General features: G+C 68.7%; 23 protein-coding genes and 3 pseudogenes. 12 read left to right on the top strand and 14 right to left on the bottom strand.

What is annotated here, in order from left to right:
• The first annotated feature begins 363 nt into the window (after nucleotides 1-363).
• Nucleotides 364-834: a nuclear transport factor 2 family protein gene (locus AC07EJ_RS03170; RefSeq protein ID WP_389487742.1), complete on the top strand. Its 471-nt coding sequence runs from the start codon at nucleotides 364-366 to the stop codon at nucleotides 832-834.
• A 36-nt stretch (nucleotides 835-870) separates the two neighbouring features.
• Here the strand turns inward: AC07EJ_RS03170 and AC07EJ_RS03165 are convergent, their stop codons facing one another.
• Both AC07EJ_RS03165 and AC07EJ_RS03160 read right to left on the bottom strand, forming a co-directional pair.
• Nucleotides 871-2,190 carry an MFS transporter gene (locus tag AC07EJ_RS03165; protein WP_478883625.1) on the bottom strand — a complete coding sequence of 440 codons (1,320 nt, stop codon included), beginning with the start codon at nucleotides 2,188-2,190 and terminating at the stop codon, nucleotides 871-873.
• 217 nt (nucleotides 2,191-2,407) lie between these two features.
• Complete coding sequence (locus AC07EJ_RS03160; RefSeq protein ID WP_478883667.1) at nucleotides 2,408-2,872, bottom strand: cysteine hydrolase family protein; 465 nt, start codon at nucleotides 2,870-2,872, stop codon at nucleotides 2,408-2,410.
• Between the two features lie 314 nt (nucleotides 2,873-3,186).
• Here AC07EJ_RS03160 and AC07EJ_RS03155 point away from each other — a divergent pair, with 314 nt between their 5' ends.
• Entirely contained in the window at nucleotides 3,187-3,624 is a 438-nt protein-coding gene (locus tag AC07EJ_RS03155) for a MarR family winged helix-turn-helix transcriptional regulator (protein ID WP_389487748.1), read from the top strand.
• Between the two features lie 89 nt (nucleotides 3,625-3,713).
• Here the strand turns inward: AC07EJ_RS03155 and AC07EJ_RS03150 are convergent, their stop codons facing one another.
• The 4 genes from AC07EJ_RS03150 to AC07EJ_RS03135 form a co-directional block, all read right to left on the bottom strand.
• Nucleotides 3,714-5,297 (bottom strand): APC family permease, encoded by a 1,584-nt coding sequence (locus AC07EJ_RS03150; RefSeq protein ID WP_478883666.1) that lies wholly within the window; start codon nucleotides 5,295-5,297, stop codon nucleotides 3,714-3,716.
• A gap of 109 nt (nucleotides 5,298-5,406) precedes the next feature.
• Nucleotides 5,407-5,646, bottom strand: coding sequence for a DUF5302 domain-containing protein (locus AC07EJ_RS03145; RefSeq protein ID WP_389487750.1), 240 nt, complete (start codon nucleotides 5,644-5,646; stop codon nucleotides 5,407-5,409).
• Between the two features lie 99 nt (nucleotides 5,647-5,745).
• Entirely contained in the window at nucleotides 5,746-6,192 is a 447-nt protein-coding gene (locus AC07EJ_RS03140; RefSeq protein WP_389487752.1) for a hypothetical protein, read from the bottom strand.
• A 34-nt stretch (nucleotides 6,193-6,226) separates the two neighbouring features.
• Nucleotides 6,227-6,427: a hypothetical protein gene (locus tag AC07EJ_RS03135; protein ID WP_389487754.1), complete on the bottom strand. Its 201-nt coding sequence runs from the start codon at nucleotides 6,425-6,427 to the stop codon at nucleotides 6,227-6,229.
• An 82-nt stretch (nucleotides 6,428-6,509) separates the two neighbouring features.
• On the opposite strand from AC07EJ_RS03135, the pseudogene AC07EJ_RS03130 reads away from it, so the two are divergent.
• Both AC07EJ_RS03130 and AC07EJ_RS03125 read left to right on the top strand, forming a co-directional pair.
• A pseudogene (locus AC07EJ_RS03130) lies at nucleotides 6,510-6,656 on the top strand (ATP-binding cassette domain-containing protein); the annotation flags it as partial.
• Nucleotides 6,652-6,840, top strand: a pseudogene (locus tag AC07EJ_RS03125) (hypothetical protein); the annotation flags it as partial. The pseudogenes AC07EJ_RS03130 and AC07EJ_RS03125, both read left to right, overlap by 5 nt.
• A 193-nt stretch (nucleotides 6,841-7,033) precedes the next feature.
• Here the strand turns inward: AC07EJ_RS03125 and AC07EJ_RS03120 are convergent.
• Complete coding sequence (locus AC07EJ_RS03120; RefSeq protein WP_478883624.1) at nucleotides 7,034-8,566, bottom strand: purine-cytosine permease family protein; 1,533 nt, start codon at nucleotides 8,564-8,566, stop codon at nucleotides 7,034-7,036.
• Nucleotides 8,567-8,990: 424 nt separating this feature from the next.
• Between AC07EJ_RS03120 and AC07EJ_RS03115 the strand changes: the two genes are divergently transcribed.
• Together AC07EJ_RS03115 and AC07EJ_RS03110 are read left to right on the top strand one after the other, a co-directional pair.
• Nucleotides 8,991-9,401, top strand: coding sequence for a VOC family protein (locus tag AC07EJ_RS03115; RefSeq protein WP_389481907.1), 411 nt, complete (start codon nucleotides 8,991-8,993; stop codon nucleotides 9,399-9,401).
• A 27-nt stretch (nucleotides 9,402-9,428) separates the two neighbouring features.
• Nucleotides 9,429-9,557 (top strand): annotated as a pseudogene (locus tag AC07EJ_RS03110) (two-component system response regulator); the annotation flags it as partial.
• Between the two features lie 129 nt (nucleotides 9,558-9,686).
• Here AC07EJ_RS03110 and AC07EJ_RS03105 read toward each other — a convergent pair.
• Nucleotides 9,687-10,193, bottom strand: coding sequence for a lamin tail domain-containing protein (locus tag AC07EJ_RS03105; protein ID WP_389481905.1), 507 nt, complete (start codon nucleotides 10,191-10,193; stop codon nucleotides 9,687-9,689).
• 430 nt (nucleotides 10,194-10,623) lie between these two features.
• On the opposite strand from AC07EJ_RS03105, the gene AC07EJ_RS03100 reads away from it, so the two are divergent.
• A complete protein-coding gene (locus AC07EJ_RS03100; protein ID WP_389481903.1) occupies nucleotides 10,624-11,418 on the top strand; it encodes an SDR family NAD(P)-dependent oxidoreductase in 795 nt (264 codons plus the stop codon).
• An 86-nt stretch (nucleotides 11,419-11,504) separates the two neighbouring features.
• Here AC07EJ_RS03100 and AC07EJ_RS03095 read toward each other — a convergent pair whose 3' ends face one another.
• Entirely contained in the window at nucleotides 11,505-12,473 is a 969-nt protein-coding gene (locus AC07EJ_RS03095; protein ID WP_478883623.1) for a cytochrome P450, read from the bottom strand.
• A gap of 176 nt (nucleotides 12,474-12,649) precedes the next feature.
• Nucleotides 12,650-12,730 carry a tryptorubin family RiPP precursor gene (locus AC07EJ_RS03090; protein ID WP_353963518.1) on the bottom strand — a complete coding sequence of 27 codons (81 nt, stop codon included), beginning with the start codon at nucleotides 12,728-12,730 and terminating at the stop codon, nucleotides 12,650-12,652.
• A 423-nt stretch (nucleotides 12,731-13,153) separates the two neighbouring features.
• Here AC07EJ_RS03090 and AC07EJ_RS03085 point away from each other — a divergent pair, with 423 nt between their 5' ends.
• Complete coding sequence (locus AC07EJ_RS03085; protein ID WP_478883622.1) at nucleotides 13,154-14,107, top strand: DUF5996 family protein; 954 nt, start codon at nucleotides 13,154-13,156, stop codon at nucleotides 14,105-14,107.
• Between the two features lie 61 nt (nucleotides 14,108-14,168).
• On the opposite strand, the gene AC07EJ_RS03080 is transcribed toward AC07EJ_RS03085, so the two are convergent.
• The gene (locus tag AC07EJ_RS03080; RefSeq protein ID WP_478883621.1) at nucleotides 14,169-14,711 is read right to left on the bottom strand and encodes a DUF1707 SHOCT-like domain-containing protein; all 543 of its coding nucleotides are present in this window, start codon (nucleotides 14,709-14,711) and stop codon (nucleotides 14,169-14,171) included.
• 151 nt (nucleotides 14,712-14,862) lie between these two features.
• Between AC07EJ_RS03080 and AC07EJ_RS03075 the strand changes: the two genes are divergently transcribed.
• Nucleotides 14,863-15,279, top strand: a complete 417-nt coding sequence (locus tag AC07EJ_RS03075; RefSeq protein ID WP_389481894.1) for a VOC family protein — start codon at nucleotides 14,863-14,865, stop codon at nucleotides 15,277-15,279.
• 26 nt (nucleotides 15,280-15,305) lie between these two features.
• Here the strand turns inward: AC07EJ_RS03075 and AC07EJ_RS03070 are convergent, their stop codons facing one another.
• The 3 genes from AC07EJ_RS03070 to AC07EJ_RS03060 all read right to left on the bottom strand — a co-directional run bounded on the left by AC07EJ_RS03070 (nucleotide 15,306) and on the right by AC07EJ_RS03060 (nucleotide 18,422).
• Nucleotides 15,306-16,097: an ABC transporter permease gene (locus tag AC07EJ_RS03070; RefSeq protein ID WP_389481892.1), complete on the bottom strand. Its 792-nt coding sequence runs from the start codon at nucleotides 16,095-16,097 to the stop codon at nucleotides 15,306-15,308.
• A 152-nt stretch (nucleotides 16,098-16,249) separates the two neighbouring features.
• Nucleotides 16,250-17,194, bottom strand: coding sequence for a fumarylacetoacetate hydrolase family protein (locus AC07EJ_RS03065; RefSeq protein ID WP_478883620.1), 945 nt, complete (start codon nucleotides 17,192-17,194; stop codon nucleotides 16,250-16,252).
• Nucleotides 17,169-18,422 (bottom strand): MFS transporter, encoded by a 1,254-nt coding sequence (locus tag AC07EJ_RS03060; protein ID WP_389481887.1) that lies wholly within the window; start codon nucleotides 18,420-18,422, stop codon nucleotides 17,169-17,171. Before AC07EJ_RS03060 ends, AC07EJ_RS03065 begins: the two co-directional genes overlap by 26 nt.
• Nucleotides 18,423-18,720: 298 nt before the next feature.
• Here AC07EJ_RS03060 and AC07EJ_RS03055 point away from each other — a divergent pair, with 298 nt between their 5' ends.
• The 3 genes from AC07EJ_RS03055 to AC07EJ_RS03045 all read left to right on the top strand — a co-directional run bounded on the left by AC07EJ_RS03055 (nucleotide 18,721) and on the right by AC07EJ_RS03045 (nucleotide 22,082).
• A complete protein-coding gene (locus AC07EJ_RS03055; RefSeq protein WP_389481884.1) occupies nucleotides 18,721-20,052 on the top strand; it encodes an enolase C-terminal domain-like protein in 1,332 nt (443 codons plus the stop codon).
• 4 nt (nucleotides 20,053-20,056) lie between these two features.
• On the top strand, nucleotides 20,057-20,791 hold the full coding sequence (locus tag AC07EJ_RS03050; protein WP_389481882.1) for a FadR/GntR family transcriptional regulator: 735 nt from the start codon (nucleotides 20,057-20,059) through the stop codon (nucleotides 20,789-20,791).
• 364 nt (nucleotides 20,792-21,155) lie between these two features.
• A complete protein-coding gene (locus tag AC07EJ_RS03045; protein WP_389481928.1) occupies nucleotides 21,156-22,082 on the top strand; it encodes an alpha/beta fold hydrolase in 927 nt (308 codons plus the stop codon).
• Nucleotides 22,083-22,125 lie beyond the last annotated feature (43 nt).

Here is a 22,125-nt window from a genome sequence, read left to right as displayed (position 1 = left end):
TCGCGATCAGCACGCCGAGTGTCGTGTTGGAGAGCGCGATCCACTTGTAACGCGCTCCTGGCTCACGGAAACGGCCCCGACTCGCGGCGGCCGACTCGGACTCAGCGGTGGTCCTTGCCACAGGGCATCACTCCCACCGGAGTCAGTTGCTTGACATCAACCAATCTACTCCGGGCACCGGGATGCGGCCACGGTGCCTGAACTGGGCAAACGCAACACCCGATGGGTCCGGGCCGGTGCGGTGGCGCGCGGTGGCCGCTCATTACCCCTGGGGTAATCGACTGCTCCGCGCTCCCCTGGAAGGGTCGAGCACATCGGCGGCAGTCCCCGCCGGGATCCGGCCACAGCCGCAAGGAGCGCGTCATGTCTGCCACGTCCGTTGTCACATCCGCTGTCACGACCGCGAGTTCGGGGAGCACCGCGCGTTCTGTCTCCGAGGACACCCGGGCCGTCGTCCAGGAGTTCCTTGCCGCGCGGATCGCCGGGGACACCGCGCGGCTCGTCACGCTCTTCGCCGACGAGGTCGACTGGCAGCTCGCCGAGAACCCCGCCGCCGCCTGGATCCGTCCGCGGTCCACCGCGGTCGAATGCGCCGCCCAGTTCACGGAGTTGATGGTGCACACCGTGCCCGAGGACGCGCGCGCCTCGGTCGACACCTTCCTCGTGGACGGCACCGGAGCCGTCCTGATGGGACACCTCTCGGGGACCGTACGCGCGACGGGAAAGTCCTTCGGGGGCCCGTTCGCGCTGCACCTCACCGTCGAGGACGGCCGGATCACCCGGCACCACCTCTACGAGAACAGCCTGTCGATCGCCGAGGCCTGCACCCCCTGAGGCTCGTTCGAGTTCCCTGTCGATTCACCTGTTGATTCAGGGATTGCGGGTCTTCAGCGTGCGGTCGAGCAGGGTCAGTGCCAGGACGATGATGCTTACGCCGGCCAGAATCGCGGCGACCACGTGCAGCCCGGAGTCGGTGACGTCGTCGCGGAACACGATGCCGGTGACGGTCGCCGATGCGATGGAGCCGAAGTAGCTGAAGGTCCTGAACAGCCCTGCGGCGGTGCCGAGTTGTTCAGCCGGGGCCTGGGTGTAGAGAGCGGTCTGATTGGCCACGGTGGTCGTGCCGAGCGTGATCGCGAACAGCAGCGTGACGCCGACGATGACGACGACGGGGGTCGCCGAGGTGAACAGCAGGACGGCGCCCGATGCCAGTACGAGGCTGGCGGCGCCGACGATCAGCGGTCCGCGCACGAGGTTGCGGGCCGAGATCGGCCGCGACACGAGCGCGGCGACGACACCCATGGGCAGCAGCACGAGTCCGGCCGCCTGACTGGACAGGCCATGGGCCGCCTCCAGCCACTGGGTGACCCCGTAGAGCACGGTGTAGAACGCCAGCAGCGTGAGCGCACCGCGCAGATAGGTGCGGGTCAGCGCCAGGTTCGACCCGAGCAGCCGCATGTCGATGAACGGCGTGCCCGCCCGCAGTTCCCACGACACGAGTGCGATGCCCAGCACGACGGCGAGGGCGAGGGGCGTCCACTGCGCATGGGGCAGTGAGAGCAGGAACACCAGCAAGGCGCTCATGGTCCCGCCGAACAGCACGATGCCCGTGACATCGATACGGCCGGCGAGCTCGCGCAGTGGACGGCGTTCGAGCGGCTCACCCCTGGGCACCCACGCCATCGTCGCAAGGAGTGCGATCACGGTGACGGGAAGGTTGGCCAGGAATGCCGAGCGCCAGCCGAACACGGCGATGAGCAGTCCACCTATGGGCGGGCCGATCGCGACCGTGACCGTACCGGCGACGGACAGTCCGCCGAGTACGTTGCCGGGCGGCTCACTCATCCCGGCCCAGGCAGCACGGCGACGGATGAGCACCATGGCGGCCGGGTACCCGGCCGAGGTGCCTATCCCTATCAGCACACGCGCCACGGTCAGCGTCGTCATGTCCTGGCCGATGCCGCCGACGACGCCGCCCACGAGCACCAGCATGATGCCGACGAGGAACACCCGGCGTGGCCCGAGCTCTTCGGCGAGCTTGCCGGCGGTGGGCTGAGCGATCGAGCTGGCGAGGTAGAGGGCCGACACCAGGACGGCGGTCTGCCCGATCGGCACGCCCATCGCGTGGGCGATGGACACGAGCCCGGTCGCGATCAGCGAACTGTTGATCGGGTTGAGCGCCGAGCTCATGTACAGCGGCGTGACGAATCGCCACGTGAACGCTCCGCGCCTGCGGTCGGGCCCGGACCTGCCGGACCCGCCGGACCCGTCGGCATGGACGGGGCCACCCCGCACGCCGGGGTCGGCTGCTGGTGACGATGGCGATGGCATGGGTTCTCCGTCCACGGTTCTCCGTTCGCGTCCACGGCTGACCGCGGGCCAGCCGTGTGTGACGTGCGAGGGGCGATCAGGCGTCGCGGAACAGGCCCTTCAGGTCGGCCGTCGTGATCACGTCCGCCTGACGCGGCAGGACCTTCTCGATGAGGACCCGGTGGACCTCCTCGTCGTGATCGTCCGTGACGTCGGCGAGCACGAAGATCCGGTAGTCCTGGTCGGCGGCGTCGCGGACCGACGAAAGGACCACGCCGGACGTCGAGATGCCACCCATCACCAGCGTGTCGATCGACCGGTCGCGGAGGAGGGCATGCAGGTCGGTGGTGCTGAAGGCGCCGTAACGGGTCTTACGGACGACGAGGTCGCCGTCGCGCACCTCCAGGGCGGGATCGACCGCCAGGGACGGATTCGCTTCGTCGAACACCGGCCCTGCTTCACGGCCCCGAACGCCTTGTGGTGGTCCGGGATCGAGTCGTAGTCCTCCGGCGCGAACCCCACGCGTACGAACACCACTTGGACGCCGTGCTCGCGTGCCCAGGCCAGCGCCTCCTGGGCCTTCTCGATCAAGGGCTCAGGGTCGGGGATGTGGCTGAGGACCGCGGGCTGGAGGTCCATCAGCAGCAGCGCGGTCTTCCGCGGGACAAGGGTCGTTTCGCTGATCGGTGTACTCACTGTTGCTTTCCTTCGCGTCGCGGACTGGGGCAGCCTGCGCATCGACGGCTGACCGCGTCGGCCTCAATCAGGCTCGGTCAGGCCTGGCCGGCCGAACTATCCAGGCTGCCTGTTCAGGTTACCTGACTAACTATACAGGCTTCCTGGCTATCTCTGTCCATCGCGGTAGGATTTCCAGTCATGACGGCACCGCTTTCCCGGGATGTGGCACACCAGCTTCCGTACGCGATGGTTCGGCTCCGGGCGCGCCTGCGCGCCGAGTCCGCGCCGAGTGACATGCGCTGGACGTGGTCGCAGATGACCACGCTCAGCCGCATCGCCGAGCAGGGCCCCACCACGGTCAGCACGCTGGCGGCTTCCGAACACGTCCGACCCCAGTCGATGGCCGAGACCGTCGCCGCCCTGCGCCGGGAAGGGTTCATCACCAGTGAGCCGGACCCCAAGGACGGACGTAAGACGCTCATCTCGATCTCGGACGAGGGGCGCGAGACCCTCTCACGCATCCCCGCGGACCGCGAAGCGTGGCTGGAAGCCGCCATCGAGGAGCACATCGCCCCCGCCGACCGCCGGATCCTGGCCCAGGCCGCGGAAATCATGGAACGACTCGCCGACTCCTGATACCGGACGGTCACTGGGCGCCAGGGCCAGGGCCAGGGCCAGGGCCAGGGACCGGCGACCGGCGACCGGCGACCGGCGACCGGGGCAGGCTAGAACGCCGCCTGCCCCGATGAATCCGTGCGCAGGTGCGCGGCGCCCGAGCGCACCGCCCATCCGAAGACCGCGAAAGATACGACGCCCACCACGACGGTGTCGTACGGGGCCGGCAGACGTCCGGAGCCTCCGAAGGTGCCGAGCCATGACAGCAGGGTCAGCGCCGCCAGATGGAAGACGATCCAGGCCCCTTGACGCAGTTCCTCGCGCACAAGGCGCCGCGCGGTCCGGCGCCGTTGCAGCAGGTACAGAGGGACACCGGCCAGCACCAGGGGCAGGGCCAGCCGCAGATGCTCCCAGCCGGACCAGTAGACGAACTCCGTGGACACGGCGAAGCTGACCGGCGCGATCCAGCGCACGCCCGGCACCTGACCGTCCGCGAGAGGCACCCCGCGCTCCCGGTCGTGAGCCCGGAAGGACGCGACGGCCACCGCCGAGGCGGCGTAGATCAGGAGGTACATGTCCCCCATCACGCTCACGATGTCCTGCCAGCCGCCGAACGGCAGCATGAACACGATGATGACGACGAGGTTGAGGACCAGTGCGCGGCGCGCGATGCCGGACCGGGGGTCGATACGCATGAAGAACCGCGGCACCAGGCCGTTCTTCGCCAGGGCGTACGTGTGGCGGGCGTCGATGGCGACGCCCACGTAGGCCGAACCACCCGGGGAGATCACGGCGTCGGCGTAGAGCAGCGTGGCCAGCCAGTGCAGATTGAGCACCAGGGCGAGCTGGCCGAACGGCGAGTCGAAGTTGACGCCCTGCCAGCCGTGCGCGAGGAGCGAGTCGGGCACCGTGTAGAGGAACGCGAGTTGGAGCCCGAGGTAGACCAGCACCGCGAGACCGATCCCGGTGAGCACCGCCGCGGGGACGTTACGCCGGGGATTGCGGGCCTCGCCGGAGAAGTCCAGGGGTGCCTGGAAGCCGTTCACGGAGTACACGATGCCGCCGCCGGCGAGTGCGGTCAGGCAGGCGGCGTAGCCGTACGGCGCGAAGCCGCCGTGGTCGGTGAGGCGACCCGAGTGGGTGCCGGACAGGAAGAGCGCGACGATCGTGACCACGGGGACGACGACCTTGAACACCGACACGAAGTTGTTCAGGCGGGCGAACATCCGTACCGCGAACCAGTTCAGCGCGGTGAGCAGCACGCTGAGCGCGGAGGCGACGCCCAGGCCCGGCGCGGTGAGGCTGCCACCTTCGTAGAGTCCTGGCACGTAGTGGGCGGCGTACTGCATGATCGCGCTGATCTCGGCGGCGGTGCCGCCCACGGAGAGCAGGACGGACCAGCCGACGACCGTGCCGACCAGGCGCCCGCTCGCGTACAGCGGCCACCGGACCGTGCCGCCGCCCTCCGGCCTGGTGGCGCCGAGTTCGACCATGACCAGCGCCACCAGTCCGCAGAGCGCGCCGGCCGCGATCCAGGACAGCAGTGCGGCGGGGCCTGCGGCCTGGGCGGCGTACAGGGCGGCGAACAACCAGCCCGAGCCGAGGATGTTGGAGAAGCCGATCGCGGTCAGGCCCCAGAAACCGAGGTCCTTGCGGAGCCGGTTCTCCTCGGCTCGGGCGTCCGCGTCGCCCATGGTCCCCGCCGGCTGATTCTGCGCCACGTGGCCAGCCTCCCAGACGATCACAGACCCAGGGGCTCAGCGTGCCATGCGGCGCGTCACCTTCGAAGAAGCGATGCCGTGCTCAGCCGCCACTCTTGCGTCGGAACGACTTCTGGCTCGAGGCCGGACCGTGCGCACCGCGGATCTTCGAACCGGTCTTCGCGGCGCCGCCGGCGGTGTCCGCCTGCATGCCGCGCTTACGGTCCAGCGCCTCGCGGAACTTGCGCTTCAGGTCGTACTGGCCCTCGTCGTCGGGCGCCAGGCCCTCCTTCTCGGCCTCGGCCGGCTCCGAACCTTCCTGCGATGCAGACTCTGCCGCCATGGTGACCTCCTGGGTTCGGGCAATGAGAAGGACAGCTTGTCATGCTCGTCAGCACTTGTGTGCCCGCGCCGGGTAGCGCCGGTGGCCATCACCGAGCGGTCAGGTCGGTGCGACGACGGCATCGAGGGCTGTGATGAAGGTGGTCCAGTCGGGGTCGGAGCGGCTGAGCGAGGCGGCCTGCTCGGCCGTCGTGGCGGCCGCGGTGTCGACCAGCCAGGAGGCGGTCCGCAGCAGCGCCGCCGCTCCGGCCGGATCGGCACGGATCCCCGAAGGGGTCAGGTCCAGATGGCGCATCGCGTCGAGCGCTGCGGTCAGCAGGTGCGAGGCGACACCGGAGGCGTTGCCGGCCGTGGCGGTGCGGGCCAGTGCGGCGTATCGGGCCCGCGCCGCGTCGGCGAGCTCAGGCGTGAGCAGGGCGTCCAGGCGCTTCCACTCGGCCGCCATGTGTCCGCCCAGCCAGCCGGACAAGCGCTCGTACTCCTCGGCGGTCTCTTCGAACCTCCTTTTCATCGCGGCCAGTTCGGCCGGTTCGACGCCGTCGGCCATGAACAGGACGCCGGTGGTCGCGACGGTCGTACGGTCACTGAGGTCCGGGCAGCCGGCCGCCGCAAGGCCCGGCTCGTCCGGCTCCGCCCGAGCCGGGGCCGGTCCCGGCCTCCAGCCAGCGGTCGGCGAGCACCTTCAGGGTGTTGGCGTCCCTCCGCAGGCTGACGGCGTGTTCGAGCTTGAGCAGGGAGTGGTACCGCTCGTGCTCCCTGTGGGCGCGCGCGACCGCCAGCACGTTCCCTGAACGTCAAGCAGCTGTCCCCGCTTGCGTTGTGTGCCGTATCTGGGGTCCTCGGAGGTTTCCAAGGAAGGCACTCATGGACGAACGCCTCGCAATTCGGGCTCGCGGGATCACCAAGTGCTTCGGCGACGTCATCGCGCTCGACGGCATCGACCTGGATGTGGCGCAGGGGCAGATCCACGGCCTGGCCGGTCCGAACGGCGCCGGCAAGACGACACGCCTGGAAGTCGCAGCAGCGGCTGACGGGACGCGACGCCAAGCCCGACTTCGCGAACCCCGCGCAGATGAACCACTTCACGTGGTACCAGACGCACGAGTGGTCGAAGTCGTACCCGGGCGAGAACAAGATCTACGCCCCGAACGACGTCCCGGGCGCCTGCATCCCGACGCCGGAGTCCGACGGCTGACGTAGGCAGATCGCCGTTCTGAGGTCGCCGATCGCAGATCCGAAGTCGCAGAGCGCATCGAGGGGCCCCTGCCCGGCATCACTGCCGGGCAGGGGCCCCTTCTGCTCCATCGGCGCCCGCTTCGTCGGTCCACCGAAGGCTCCAGGCATTCAGAGGGCTGAGGTACCGGGCGCGCTGGGAACCGTACGGTTCTTCAGATGACGGTGCGGTCGCCCGTAGCACGCCGCCGGTGGAGCGTGAGTCCCGCGTAGACGAGGGCACCCAGGGACATCCCGACGACTCCGGACAGGTCGGCGCCGCCGAGCGCGCTCGCCACCGGGCCGGTGTAGATGCTCGTGTTGACGCACAGCAGTGCCGCGCCGACGCCGATGACCACCGCGGCGGCTCCGGCGGGATGCACACCGCGCCAGTACCAGAAGCGGCTGTTGGGGGTCTCGTCCTGCAACGCGACTCCGTCGTAGCGGTTGCGGCGCAGCAAGATGTCCACGGCGTAGATCGTGAACCCCGGGCCGAGGAATGCGACCGAGAGTTCCAGGCCACTGTTCATCGTGCTGAGGAAGTCGGAGATGAACAGGGAGTAGAAGGTGAGTCCGAGCGCGATGGTGGCATCGAAGATGACGGTGAACGGCCGGCTCCAGGGGATCCCGCCGGATTGCAGGGCCAGGCCGCCGCTGTACGCGGTGAGTACGTTGTTCGCGATCGAGCCGATCACGATGACCAGCAGGAAGACCGGATAGAACCAGCCGGGCAGGATCCCCTTCAGCGAGGTCTGCGCGTCGGTCATGTTCACCGCCGTGCCGGCCAGGACCCCTAGCCCGCTCAGCAGGACGGCGGGCACGAATCCGCCGACGGCCGTCCACCAGCACACCGCCTTGCGCGAGGTGTCGGCGGGCAGATAGCGGGAGTAGTCCGCTCCGCTGCTCCAGGACAGAGGGCCACCCACCATGATCGTGAATCCTGAGGCAACGATCACCCACAGCTCGCGGCCGTGGACCGCGGTGTCGGCCGGTGTCCGGTAGCCCCAGTCCGCGTGGCGCAGCACGTAGTAGCCCAGGACCAGGACGCAGGCGGTCAGGGCCCAGGTGAACCAGGTGCTGCACCGCATGATGGTGGCGTGCCCGTACACGCTGATCGAGAACGTCACGACGGCGGTGGCCAGCACGATCGCCACCTTCACCGAGGTGTTCGCATGGATGCCCAACTGCTCGACGAGTGCGAACCCGGCGAGGGATCCGAGGGCCAGGCCGATCGCTTCGTAGGCGACCGCGACACTCCACCCGAGCGTCACGTTCAGGACTCGGTTGCCGCGAATGCCGTACATCGCCCGCGTCACCACCCAGCTCGGCGTTCCGGAGCTCGGGCCGCTGATCGAGAGGTAACCCACGCCCGCCCAGAGGAGGTTGCCGGCCACGATCACCGCGAAGGACTGCCAGATGTCGAGGCCGAGCAGCACCATCGAGCCGCCCAGAACGATGTACAGGTAGCTCATGTTGGCGGCCGCCCACACAGGGAACAGCGAACGGGGTAGACCGTGACGCTCGGAGTCCGGGACGTGGTCGACGCCGTGGGTCTCCACGTGACCGACCCGGTCCGAGACCGGCTCCCCCGGGTCGCCGCCTCCGGCGCCGGCCCCTGCCCTCAACGTCACCCTGACCTCCGGAATCCCGTGATTGGGATGTGCACCAGTTACTTGTTTGGGGTGGGCGTCGAGAGCATCCCTGGTCATGACGCCCACCCTTCGGACCGGACGACGCCGCTTGCCCGCCGGCGAGCGGCGCGCGGAGATGCTGGGTCGCCCAAGCCGTCGGCGTCGTGCCGGGACTGTGGACCACCACTTCAAGTCTGCCGACGAACTCGTCGCGGCGGCCTTCAGCCACGCCGCGACCGCCGGCAAGGCGAGGGGAGGCTGCGGGAGCTGCCGGCCCGGATCGTCCGCCCAGGCCGCGGCTTCAGCTTCGACCGGCGGCGGCACTGCCGGATCATCGACGACCACGTCGCCTCGGCGGAGGGGCGGGCGGCAGGCGGCTCGTCATACGCCGGGCCACTCCGCCGGGAGACCTGCGCCGGATGGGCGCATGATCGTCCGCACGCTAGGCTCCGCCTGCGACCTGTCAGTTGACAGGAAGCCCACGCCATCAGGAGGTCACGCGATGCCGGCCAACGCCACGGCTCACGTACGCATCGCCCGTCCGTCGCGGGACCTCCGAGCCGCGGAGCTCTTCTGGATCTCGGGACTCGGCCTCGATGTCCTCTACCGGCATGCGTCGGACGGCTCACCTGACGACCACTCACTTCTCATGGCCGGCTGGCCGGATGCGGCCTGGCACCTGGAGCTCGTACACGATCCCGTCGCACCCGTGGACCCGCGTCCGACACCCGAGGACCTCCTGGTCATCTACCTCGGCGAACCGGTTCCGGACTCCCTCGTGGCACGGCTCGAACAGCACGGCGGCAAGCGGGTGCCCGCGCACAATCCGTACTGGGACACACGGGGCGTGACGATCCGGGATCCGGACGGCTACCTGCTGGTGCTGTCCACCCGGGACTGGTCCAACTCCTAGGGTCTTACGTTTGCCGGAGCGGTCGACCTGACCGGCATCTCCCGGGTCGGTGCCCGCCGTTACCTCGACTACTTCCACGGCACCGGCTGCGCCGGCGAATCACTGCGCTACGGAGTCGCCGGCCGACCGGAACGCCACTGCAACTGGCGCGGGTGACGTCGGGACGGTGGCCGTGCTGTCGGCGGCAGCCAAAAGGGGGCGTCCCGCAGACTGCGCTGCGGAACGCCCCCTACTGAGGCGGGTCATCGCTACCCGCGGGCTGGGAGTCCCGCGGGCAGGTTCAAATCAGCGGCGGCCGTCGTGTCCGTGCCCGCTTGCGTGTCCGTCGCCGCGGTGGTTGCGGTCGCCACCCCAGGAGAGGGCGTCTACCCTCCGGTTGCGGTCGTCGCGCAGGGTGACGGTGTCGGAGCGGTTGTCCCACACGTACCTACGGCGGTCCTGATAGACGTCACGGTGGTTGTCGCGCCCGACACCGGTGTGGACGCGGACCGTTGCGCGGCCCTCCAGGCGGTAGTGATGGAAGGTGTAGGTGCGGCCGTCCCTGGCCGAGACCGTCCACCCGTCGAGGTTCACCGTGTGGCGGGACGTGTTGGTGACATCGACCCACTCCTTGTTGAGGGAGCGGTTACTGCCGTTGTCCCAGCCCGGGGAGTCGTACTGCGCGCCGGTGATCTCCACGCGGTCGCGGTGCGTGCGGCCGCCGGGGTCGGCCGATGCCGACGCGGCGAACGTACCGACGAGAGCGCCGGCCGCAAGCACGGCGGCAGCCGTACGGCGGGCAGTGACTGACATGAAAGCGGACATGAATGCCCCTTCATTTCGTACTGCAGACCCGTCTACCGGCCGCGGTGCGCCGCGGGTCTGCTATGTGCGGGTCCCGGCCCGGTGGCCGAGAACACACAATTTGCCGCCAGATCGCCCCGAATGTGCGCAAGGCGTGAAGGCAGTTACAAGTCGTACATATTTCTGTTGCTCTCGCATGTAATGTCCATTTATGTACTGAAGGCAGCAAGTTGACGTCTCAGCCGCGCTCCCGCACGACTCAGGCCCGACTCCGCTCGCACCGCACAGCGTCTCGTCACCCGGAAGCGCGTAACAGCGCTGTCGCTCCCGACCCGTTCGGCCCCAATTCGGGATTCCCGGACATCACCGGGGGTCGACGAGCGGGAAGAGTCCCGTGACGACCTGCCGATCGCCACCCATTCCAGCAAGGGGACAAGACGTGCACCTGGATCTTTCGGGACGGACCGCTCTCGTGACGGGCTCCACCCAAGGCATCGGAGCCGCGATCGCGGCCGGACTCGCGCGTGCCGGCGCGCGGGTCGGAGTCAACGGACGCGACCAGGCCAGGGTGGAGGCGTCCGTCGAACAGCTCGGAGTCGGCGTACCGGACGGCGATTTCGTTCCGGTCGCCGCCGATGTCGCTACCGAGGAGGGCGCTCAACGCGCCTGGGAAACGCTGCCCGACGTGGACATCCTCATCAACAATCTCGGCATCTTCGAGGCGAAGAACCCCTTGGACGTCACGGACGACGAATGGCGCCGCTACTTCGACGTGAACGTGCTGTCCGCCGTCCGCCTCACGCGGCTGTACCTGCCACGGATGACCGAACGCGGCCGCGGGCGCGTCCAGTACATCGCGAGCGACTCCGCGGTGGTGGTCCCCGCCGAGATGATCCATTACGGCATGTCGAAGACCGCACTGCTCGCGGTCAGTCGCGGCTTCGCCAAGCATGCGGCCGGGACCGGCGTCACCGTGAACTGCGTCATCGCCGGCCCTACTCACACGGGCGGTGTCGAAGACTTCGTGTACCAACTGGTCGACCGCGACCTGCCCTGGGACGAGGCGCAGCGAGTCTTCATGCGCGAATACCGCCCGCAGTCGCTGTTGCAGCGCCTGATCGAACCCGAGGAGATCGCCAACATGGTGGTGTACCTGAGCTCCGACCTTGCGTCCGCGACCACGGGCGGCGCGCTGCGGGTGGACGGCGGATACATCGACGCCATCCTCCCCTAAGGCGGCGAACCGTACGAGACGACGTCGACGGGCTGCACGCGTTCCTATGGGCGCTCCATCACAACTCCCGCCATTCGTCAGGCTGTTCACGCATGCGTCAGACGCACTTCCTCGACCCCCAGCAAGCCGAGCAGCGGAACCCTGCCCGTCAGCTGCTCCGGATCAACCACGAGCCCCGAGCTGCGGATCCGGTCCAGCAGCAGCTCGGCGAGCGGCATCACCATGTGCCGTCCCCAGCAGCGCTCGGAAGCATGCCCGAAGGGCAGATAGCCACGCGCGGCATCAGGGTCGAGTTCGTCCCAGCGCTCAGGCCGGAACGCATGCGCGTCTTCCCACAAGGCCGGATCGCGGTGGGACAGCAGCGGAAGCAGCAGAACGTCGTCGTCATCCCGGATCCGGCTGTCGATCGCGGGGTACTCCGGGGAGGCGTTGCGCAGGATGTTCCACGAGGGCGGCAACAGTCGCAGAGCTTCGTGAATGATGTTGCGGTTCGACGTGCCGTCATCGAAGGGAGAGCCGAGCCACAGCGCATTCGCGACGAGCGTCGAGACCGTGAAACACACCGGTGCGGCCGCTCGCCGGTAGACACCCATCGCGTACCTCCGGTCCTGATAGCCGGCCGCCTCGGCCGCGCGCCCCGCAAGACCGGTGAGGTGCGCGGCTGGGCGCGGCCACCCGGGCAGCGCGGCGCCGGCGGCGATCACGGACCAGGTCAGTTTGGGTGTCAGTTCGAGGTTACGGCTCATCAATATCCGCAGGCGGAGGGGGTCTTGGCCGAGGATGAGGTCCCGCAGGAAGAGGTGTCCGGTGAGAGGCCAGGGACCCGACAGGTCGACGTCCGGTGGCAAGGGCCGCTTCAGCGCCTCGCGGACGTCGTTGCCTACCGTCCGAGTGACCGAGGAGGCTTCGCTGCGTGAGATCGAGCGGCCGTGCAGCGGCTTGAACGTCGGCCGCTCCGTCTCCGTCGCCCGGCGCGCGGCGAGGATCCGGTCGGTGACGTCGTGGCCGGCCACTCCGACGGTGTCGCTCTCGAGCCGGAAGACGTCCTGGCCCATGTGCTCGTCGAGGAGGGCTGCCAGTCGCGGGGCGAACAAGGTACGGCGCGGCGCGGAAGTGAGCGACACGAATTCTCCGGTGGAGGTGGGGGGCGGGACCCCCGCTGTGCGGCAGGTGGCGGCAGGCGCAATGCTCCCTGTCACCGCACAGCGGGGGCGGGCAACGGCGTGCCGGATCAGTACCAGAGGTACCAGGCGTTCGCCTTCAGGGACTTTCGGGCCGCGGCCTTGTTGCGGATAGCGAAGAGAAGCTTCATCACTGCACCCCCTCTCAGGGCGGACGGTTGGCACGCGACGGGGTCCCGGGATCAGCCGGTGAAGATCGCGTGCCGGTGGCGCGGTGAACCTTCCCAGCCGTGATCAATGGCCAATCCGTCAATTCGCCGAAGAGGGTTTCGCATATCCCCTTTCAGACCCTTCATTTCCGCGCGCACGCCGCGCTCCGCGTGAAGCGTGTGAGGCATCGCGGAGTCGCCGGGTTCGCCTCATGCCCTGGTCGCGGCCCTGCGGGTGACCGTGAGAAGGGGGACGACGAGACGCACCGGACTGTGGAAGGAGACGTTCCCATTGCGGACAGATTGGCCGGATGGGCAACCCTCGCCGCCGAGCAGGCAGCGCTCCGACCCGCGTGCGAAAATGGGGGCCGGGTCACACGACGTCGTCGGGCCGGGAGGCTCTCCATGAGCGAACGACGCACTGCGTGGCCGGCGCTGGTCTACGACGATCTGGCGCCGATGGTCGACTACATGAACCGGTTGGTGCAGGTCGGAGGCAAGTACACCCTGGACGAGCCCTTCGAGGCCGGTTGGGGAAACATCGTTCTCGATGTCACTCCCCGCGGACTCCGGACGCCTGCCTTTCGGCGGCAGGGCCCGACCTTCGAAGTGCACTACCGGCTGCTCGACGGTGACGTGGTCATCGAATCCGACAGGGGCTCGGTGACCGTTCCGGTGTCCGACGGATCCCTCGCTGCCTTCTACGCGACGTTCTGCGAGGCTGCGGACGAGCTCGGTGTGCGCCCACCGCGTTCCTCGTTGATCTGCGAGATCCCGGGTGCCCCGCGAAAGTTCGAGGACGATCAAGTCGTACGTACCTGGGACAGCGACGCGGCTCGGCTGATGTGGACGGCTTTCAACCTTGCGGCCGGCGGGCTCGAAACGTGGCAGGCGCCCTTCCAGGGGCATCGCCCCCGGGTCGGTGTGATGTGGGGCGGTTTCGATCTGTCCGCCACGCGGTACCGGGCGCATCGCACCACTCCGGACACCGACCGCCCCGCGTTCATGCAGAACGGCGCACGCGATGAGTACGTGTCGGTCGGATTCTCCTTCGGGGACGCCAAGTCGCCGAACGCCGGTATGTACGCGTACATCTGGCCTCAGCCGGACGGTCTCGAAGGCCGCTCCTGGGGTGTCGACGGCGCGGCCTGGAATCCCGACGTCGGTCTGGCCCTGCTGCCGTGGGCCACGCTCAGGGAGACATCCGACCCGCAACAGGCCATCGTGGCGTTCGGCAACGCCGTCTACGAGGCGGCTGTGGAAACGGCGGGCTGGCCGGCCGACCTGATCGGACCCCGCTGCAACGGCTGGCGCATGAGCACGACACCACCGTCAGCTGTCCGCGGCCGAGATCACTGAGCCCACGGTCGCCGGACGGTCCTGGTGACGGTCGCCGAACGGCCCTGGTGACGGACGATTCTCAACGCCGCGCGTGGCGGATCTTCAGCCGTCCGTACCCCATGGTCCCCGAGATCCGGATCCTCGGCCCGCCCAAGCCGGAGCTCCTCGGAGCCTTGTAGCGCAGGTCCTTCCACCCGGTGTGCACACCGTCGACGTCGACGACGGCGTCGCGAGGAACCGTGATCTTGGCCCTGCCGGTGCCGACTTGGAGCTCGATGTCGACCGCCGGGTGCTCGAAAACCGCCCGGGACAGGTCCAGGCGCACACTCCCGAAGGCGGACTCGACCTTGAGGGCCCGAGGAACCCGCCATGCGCCGCGCCGCTTGATCCGTCCGCCCAGGGCGCCGATCGTGGACGTGGTGCCGGCATCCTCTTCCGGGAGCGAGGCGAGGGCCGGCTCGAGGTCGCCGTGCGTCTTGGCGGTGAGCACCCGCTGGAGGCGGTCGTCCATCTCGTCATGCGAGAGGTGCCCTTCGGCGTACGCCTCCTGCACGCGTCGCACCGCTGTGTTGCGGTCGTCCTCGCTGATCCGGCGCGCCGGGTTTTCCTGCGGGAGAGTCACCGTTTCACTCTAGTGTCGGGCATTCCGCTGCCGCGGACGAATCCAGGCGGCCAAGGCCCGCCTGCGGGAAATCCGTCTGCGCCTATCCCCGCCGAGTGAGCGGAACACGACTAGCGTGCACCCCTGACAAAACGTCACGAAAGGAATCCTCATGGCCTCTCGACTCAACCCGTACCTCAGCTTCGCCGGTGACGCCAAGCAAGCCATGGAGTTCTACAAGAACGTCTTCGGCGGCGATCTGTCGGTGAACACGTACAGCTCCTTCGGCTCCAAGACGCCCCCGGGGTACGCGGACAAGGTCATGCACGGCATGCTGGAGGCCCCGAACGGCTTCACGCTCATGGGCGCCGACAACCCGCCGGGCATGGAGCTCAAGCAGGGCAACAACTTCTCCGTGAGCCTGAGCGGCGACGACGCCGACGAGCTCCGCGGCTACTGGGAGAAGCTGTCCGCCGGCGGCAACGTGGCGGTCCCGCTGGAGAAGCAGATGTGGGGCGACGTGTTCGGCATGTGTACCGACAAGTTCGGCATCGGCTGGATGGTGAACATCAGCGCGGCCGGGGCCTGATCTTCCCGTCACCGACCACCGCCCAGCTACGGCTCACGATCCTCCGCCCGACCGCCGACCCGCTCGCCACTGTGCAGCACTCCGCGTGCGACCAGTTCCACCGTGACGGCGACGGCCACCGTCTGCACAGTCATCAACGCGATGAGGACGAAGAGTTGCACCGCCCCTGCCTGGACGGGCGAGGAGCCGCCGAGGAGCATGCCGACGTAGGCGCCGGGCAAGGTGACCAGGCCCACCGTGCGGGTCTGGTCGAGTCCGGGGATGAGAGCGTCCGACGCGGCGGGACGCGCGATCTCCAGGCGTGCGTCACGGTCGAGGAACCCGAGGGCCATAGCCGCCTCGACCTCGCCCCGTCGGGCCTCGAGTTCCTCCAGGGCCCGTCTGCCGGCGATCACGGTTGCGGTGAGCGCGCCGCCGATGAGGATTCCGGCCACCGGTATCAGCGCGATGCCTTTGAGAGGCAGCAGACCGGTCAGCAACAGAGGCACCAGCGTGGGCAGAACGCCCGCCGCGATGGGGACGGCGCACCACCATCCGGTGCCGTTCCGGGTGATGCGGCGGCCTGCCGTGAACGTGGCAACGGTGAACATGACCATCACGAACGCGAGCAGCAACGGCACTTGGTGCATCACGGCACCGACCACCAGGGAGACGACGGCGAGCTGCGCGGTGGCGCGCAGCCCGGCCGTGACGATGTCCTTCCAGTAGCGGCGCCGGTCACGGGCGTCGGTGAACCGGGCCAGAGCCGCACCCCCTGTCGCGACGGCGAGCAATGCCGCCATGACGATGCCCAGGGTGGCATTGACCGGGAGCAGCATGGCCTCTCCTTCGCGTGGGGCGAACAGGTTGATGTCCCGGCGGGCCGTCGGACGGTCCGCCCTCCCCACAGCTACCCCACGGGTGGGTCAACTGCCCTGCACAGCGCGACATTTGATGCCAGTCCGTGAAGCCGCCGCCTCACCCACGTCGGTCACCGTCCCCCACTTCGTCCCGTTCGGTGCGCGCGCCGCGTCAGCGGGTGGTCGATCGCGTCGACCAACCAGTCCAGCTCTGCCTGATCTCCGAGTACGGGATTCGAGAGCTTCCCGACACCGTCGATGGTGATCTCGACGACGTCCCCGCCCCGCACGGTGAAGTCGAGTCCCGGCACGATGCCCGTGCCGGTGGACAGCACCGCGCCGTCGGGGAACGGCTGGGAGTGCCAGAGATGGTCCACGAGCCCTTGCGGCGGGCGGTGGAAGGAGGCGGTGGTGGTCGTCGCTTCGTAGGCGATGGCCCCCTCCCGCCTCACCACGAGGGCGATCTTCAGGGCGGTCACGTCCTCGATCTCCCAGAAGGGCGCTATGCCTGAGGACACCGCAGCGCTTCCTGCGTAGATCTTGGCCTGCGGCAGGTAGAGGGGGTTCTCGCCCTCGATCGAGCGGGAGCTGACGTCGTCGACGATCACGTAACCGACCGTCTCTCCGTGCCGGTTGAGCACGAGGCCGAGCTCGGGCTCGGGGACGTCGAGGTCCGAGTCGTCCCGCACGGCGATCGGCTCGTCGTCGGTCACCACGCGCCAGGGCTGGGACTTGAAGAACAGCTCCGGGCGTTCGGCGTCGTAGATCCGCTCGTACACCGACTGCTCGGTGCTCTCCGCGACCCGGGCGTCCCGGGAGCGCTCGTACGTGACACCGGCGGCCCACAGTTCCATCAGGCCGTCGAGCGGCGGGAGCAGCAGCACGTCGCGTACCGGGAGGCCGGGCCGGGTGGAGGCTGCGGTGGCCTCCACCAGCGTGCGCAGTTCCGCTGCCGGCAGTCGCAGCAGGTCGGCGATGCGCGGTGCGCCTTCGAAGGCGCGGATGGTTCCGGTCTCGTCGCTGACTCCGGTGTGCACGGTCCCGGTGTCGTCAGCGAAGCGCACGATGCGCGTCATCTTCGTTCCTCTCTAGGGGAGTTCGGGTCTTGTGACCTACCCAGTGGAAGCCGGTGACCAGGGCGGCCCCGGCGGCGGCGATCGCCGCGACTACATAGAGGCCGCCGGCTCCCGAGCCGGTACCCGACTCGACGGCTCCCATCACATACGGGCCGACGAAGCCGCCGAGGTTTCCGAAGCCGGATATCAGCGGGATGGTGCCGGCGATCTGGATGCCGGCGAGGATCGTCGGCGGCACCGTCCAGAACACCGGCTGCGCGCCCAGGAAACCGAAGGCGGCGACACACAGGGCGGCGACCGCGGGCACCGGAGGCAGGATTACGCCGCCGAGCAGTCCGGCGACGGTCAGGACGAGGGCGAGCAGCAGGGGTCCGCGCCGGTCGCCGGTGCGGTCCGAGTACCAGGGCAGGGTCACCACGCCGAGCAGGGCGAACACCCAGGGCAGCGCGGAGACGAAGCCGATGCCGACGTCGCCGAGACCGTCGATGCGGCCGACCAGCGCGGGCAGCCAGAAGGTGACTCCGTACACGCTGATCTGGATCGCGAAGTAGACGAACATCAGGCGGAGCACCCGGCTGTCGCTGATGATGGCGCGGGCGCGCTGTGGTGAGCGCATGCTCGGGTCCGGGCGGTCCGCGGCGATGCGGTCGGCGAGGAGGACCCTCTCCTCGCTCGTGAGCCAACTCGCCTGCTCGGGGCGGTCGGTGAGGAGCCAGGGGACGGCGAGTGCCAGCAGGACGGTGGGCGCTCCCTCCAGGAGGAACATCCACTTCCAGCCGTCGAGCCCGGCCAGCCCGTGGAGCCCGATGAGATAGCCGCCGAGGGGATTGCCGATGATGCTGGAAATGGCGACGGCGGACTGGAACATCCCGGTCGCCTTTCCGCGGTCCCCGGCCGGGAACCAGTACGTGATGTAGAGGATCACGCCGGGGAAGAAGCCCGCTTCGGCGGCGCCGAGCAGGAAGCGCAGCACGTAGAAGCTGGTGGGACTGTTGACGAGCGCCATCGCGCAGGACAACAGGCCCCATACGAACATGAGACCGGCCAGCCAGCGGCGGGCGCCGATCCGGTGCAGAGCGAGGTTGGACGGGACTCCCAGCACGGCGTAGCCGACGAAGAAGACGCCGGCACCGAGACCGTAAGCGGCGGCGTCGATCCCCACCTCCGCCTCGAGGTGGGGTTTCACGAGCGCGACGTTCGTGCGGTCCAGAAAGCTCAGTACGAACATCAAGAAGAGTGGGGGGAGCAAGCGCCGGGACACCTTCCGGCGCACGCTTTCCACGGTGGGCACCGTGTTCATCGGACCTCCCTGCGGTCCACGCTGACTCGCGTAGGGGCTGCGGCTGGCTGTCAGATGTCTGGCCTGGGGGCGCCGTAGACATCTGACCACTGGACCGTAGCGATGGCCCAACTGACGGGCAATACCTGGGAACTAACTAGATGATCTAAGCGAAACATCTGGCGAGCGCAGCAGACATCTGACATCTTGGCCATCAATCCGCCGGAACACACAGGAGTGACCGCCGATGACTGCTCGTATCGTCGATGTCGAAACGATCGACGTCCGCTTCCCCACTTCACAGGAGCTCGACGGCTCCGACGCGATGAACGACTCGCCGGACTACTCGGCCGCGTACGTGGTGCTGCGCGTGGTCGGCGGCGACAAGCTCACGGACGTGGCCGAGGGGCACGGCTTCACCTTCACCATCGGCCGCGGCAACGACCTCGCCGTTCAGGCCGCACGGGCGATCGGCGAGCGGGCCATAGGTCTCTCCGTCGCCGAAATCGTCAGCGACCTGGGCGGATTCTCCCGTCATCTGCTCGGTGACAGTCAGCTCCGCTGGCTGGGCCCCGACAAGGGAGCCATCCATCTCGGCACGGCCGCCGTCGTCAACGCCGCCTGGGATCTGGCCGCCAAGCAGGCCGGCAAGCCGGTATGGAAGCTGCTCTCCGACTTCTCGCCGCAGCAGCTGGTGGACCTGGTGGACTGGCGCTACCTCAAGGACGCGCTGACTCCGCAGGCCGCGCTCGACATGCTCGAGTCCCGGGTGCCGGGCCGCGCCGAGCGGGAGGCGTATGTGCGCCGGCACGGCTACCCCGCGTACACGACGAGCGCGGGCTGGCTCGGTTACGACGACGCCAAGCTCGCCCGGCTGTGCAAGGAGGCCGTCGCGCAGGGCTGGGACGCGGTCAAGCTCAAGGTCGGCGCCGACCTCAAGGACGACATCCGCCGCTGCCGCATCGCCCGCGAGATCATCGGCCCCGACCGCAGGCTGATGATCGACGCCAACCAGACCCTCGGCGTCGAGGAGGCGATCGCCTGGGCGGACGCGCTCGCGGAGTTCAACATCTGGTGGTTCGAGGAGCCGACCAGCCCGGACGACATCCTGGGCCACGCAGCCATCGCGCAGCGCATCGCGCCGATCCACGTGGCCACCGGCGAACACGCCCACAACGCCGTGATGTTCAAACAGTTCCTCCAGAGCAAGGCGATCGGCATCTGCCAGATCGACGCCTGCCGGCTCGGCGGCGTGAACGAGGCGGTCGCCGCGCTGCTGCTCGCCGCCGCGCACGAGGTGCCGGTCTGCCCGCACGCGGGCGGAGTCGGCCTGTGCGAGCTGGTGCAGCACCTGTCGATCTTCGACTACGTGGCCGTCAGCGGCTCGATGGAAGACCGCGTCGTGGAGTACGTGGACCACCTCCACGAGCACTTCCACGACCCCGTCCGCATCCGTGGCTCGCGCTACCTGGTGCCCGAGGCTCCCGGCTACAGCGCGCAGATCCGCCGCGAGACGCTGGAGACCTACCGCTACCCCACCGGTCCGGTCTGGGCCGAGGCCGACCGGATGGGATCCTGACCCCATGACAGCCAAGAGAGATGCGGACAGTTCCGGCGGGGGCGCGCACAGTGTCGTCGACGTAGCGATCAGCCGCCTCAAGAAGCGCATCGAATCGGGCGAGTTCGCGCCGGGTCAGCGACTTCCCCCGGAGACCGCGCTCGCGAACGAACTGGAGCTGTCCCGCCCCTCTCTCCGCGAGGCCGTACGCGCCCTCGCGATGGCCGGGGTCCTGGACGTACGGAGGGGTGACGGCACGTTCGTCACGGATCTGCGGCCGGACCGGCTGCTGCGCGCCATCGGCAGCTTCCTCGATCTCGCCAACGACACCGGCCTCGACGAGATGCTGGAGTGCCGCAAGGTCATCGAGCCGGGCGCCACCGCGCTCGCGGCGACCCGGATCGACGCGGCCACCCTCGATGGTCTCCAGCAGCGCATCGAGCACATGCGCACGCTGACCGACCCGGAGGAACTGGTCCGCGAAGACCTCGCGTTCCACGCCGACATCGTCGCCGCGACCGGGAACCGCACGCTCGAGTCGCTGCTCTCCTCGGTCACCCAGCAGACGGCGAGGGCCCGCATCTGGCGGGCCCTGGTCAAATCCGACGTGCACGCCTGGACCCACGAGCAGCACATGGACATCTACCGCGCCCTGCGCGCCCACGACAGCCTCGCCGCCTTCACCGCGGCCAACCGGCACGTCAACGACGTGGACGCCTGGGTGCGCGAGCGCCTGGACGCGGTGCGCGAGCGCACCTGAGGGAGGGAGACCCCGGAACGGTCAGGTCACGGGCGCCCCTAATTCACTCCTAGGGATGAACAAAGGCACCAACTCGGCTCCCACTCCTGCTCCGCGGCCGCCGTAACCGTGTGCAAGTCCCCTGCGTTGGCACAGAACGCGAGCGTCGTGGGAACAAGTCTGCGAGCTTGCAGAGTTGGTGTGCCTCGGCTCGACCACTATCCAGCGAATGGAACTGGACATTCCATTCGGAACGATATCTTGATGGCATGTCAATGTGCGGATTTATCGGGACCTGGGCCGGATCGACCACGTGGCGGCAGTACCCAGGCGGCCCGCCGCGGGATCTGGTGCACGGAACGGGGGTTGAGATCCCGTGTCTCTGATGCCGCCGGCGCTCGCCGTCCCCAGCACCCGCACCCGATCCGCTCTCGTATCCCGCCACGAGTGGGAGGGATACCGCTGCGAGTCGCGGATGGTGCGGGCGGCCGCCCCGCGTATCGCGCCCTTGGTGCTGGTCGGCGGTGCGTTCCAGACCAAGGAGAGTTGGGGGCGCCTGGAACGTGAACTGCTCGCGCACGTGGACGTGTTCACCGTAGACCTGCCGGGATGGGGCGCGGGGAACGTCCTGCCCGACCGGCATGGTGCGGACTTCCTCGCGGACGCACTGGGCCACATGCTCGACGAGTCGGGGCTGACCTGCGTCAATCTCGTGGGCGGCTCGTACGGCACGGCGATCGTCTACCGCCTCGCGCAGCGGCGGCCCGAACTGGTCCAGAGAATGGTCATGGTGGGCACCATGACGTCCATTCCCGGGCACGCACGGGTCGCCATGCGCCGGACCCTTGACCTGCTGGTGGACCGGCGCATGGAGGAGTTCGCCGAGGAGACGGTCGCGTTCATGGTCAACGCCGACCGGATCGACTCCGTCACCGCAGGGTCGCGGGTTCGCCGCTTCCTGATGCGCCGGATGCTCAACCTGAGCGAGGAGGATGTCGCGAAGCACCTCGCCAACACGATGCGTCTGCTCAGGCACGAGATGCTCGACACGAACCGGCCGCCCGCGATGCCGGTGCTGGTCGCCACCGGGGAGCACGACACGTTCACCACTCCGGACCTGTGCCGGGACCTCGCCGCCACGTGCACCGACAGCTGGTTCACGCAGGTGGCGGACGCCGACCACATGCTTCCGCTGGAGCGGCCGGTCGAACTGGCCGATCTGATCACACACTTCCTGGCGGGCGAGCCGTTGGAAGAGCTCGCGTACTGCCGCGGAGTCGAGCGGACGTCCCAGGCGTGCCCAGCACGCTGAGACCCGGGCAGTCCTTGATCATGTGACTCTCGGTCCGCGTGCT

The organism is Streptomyces sp. NPDC045026, from assembly GCF_056432625.1.
Note: the sequence above shows the minus strand (reverse complement) of the source record. Positions and strands in the feature narration are given on the sequence as shown.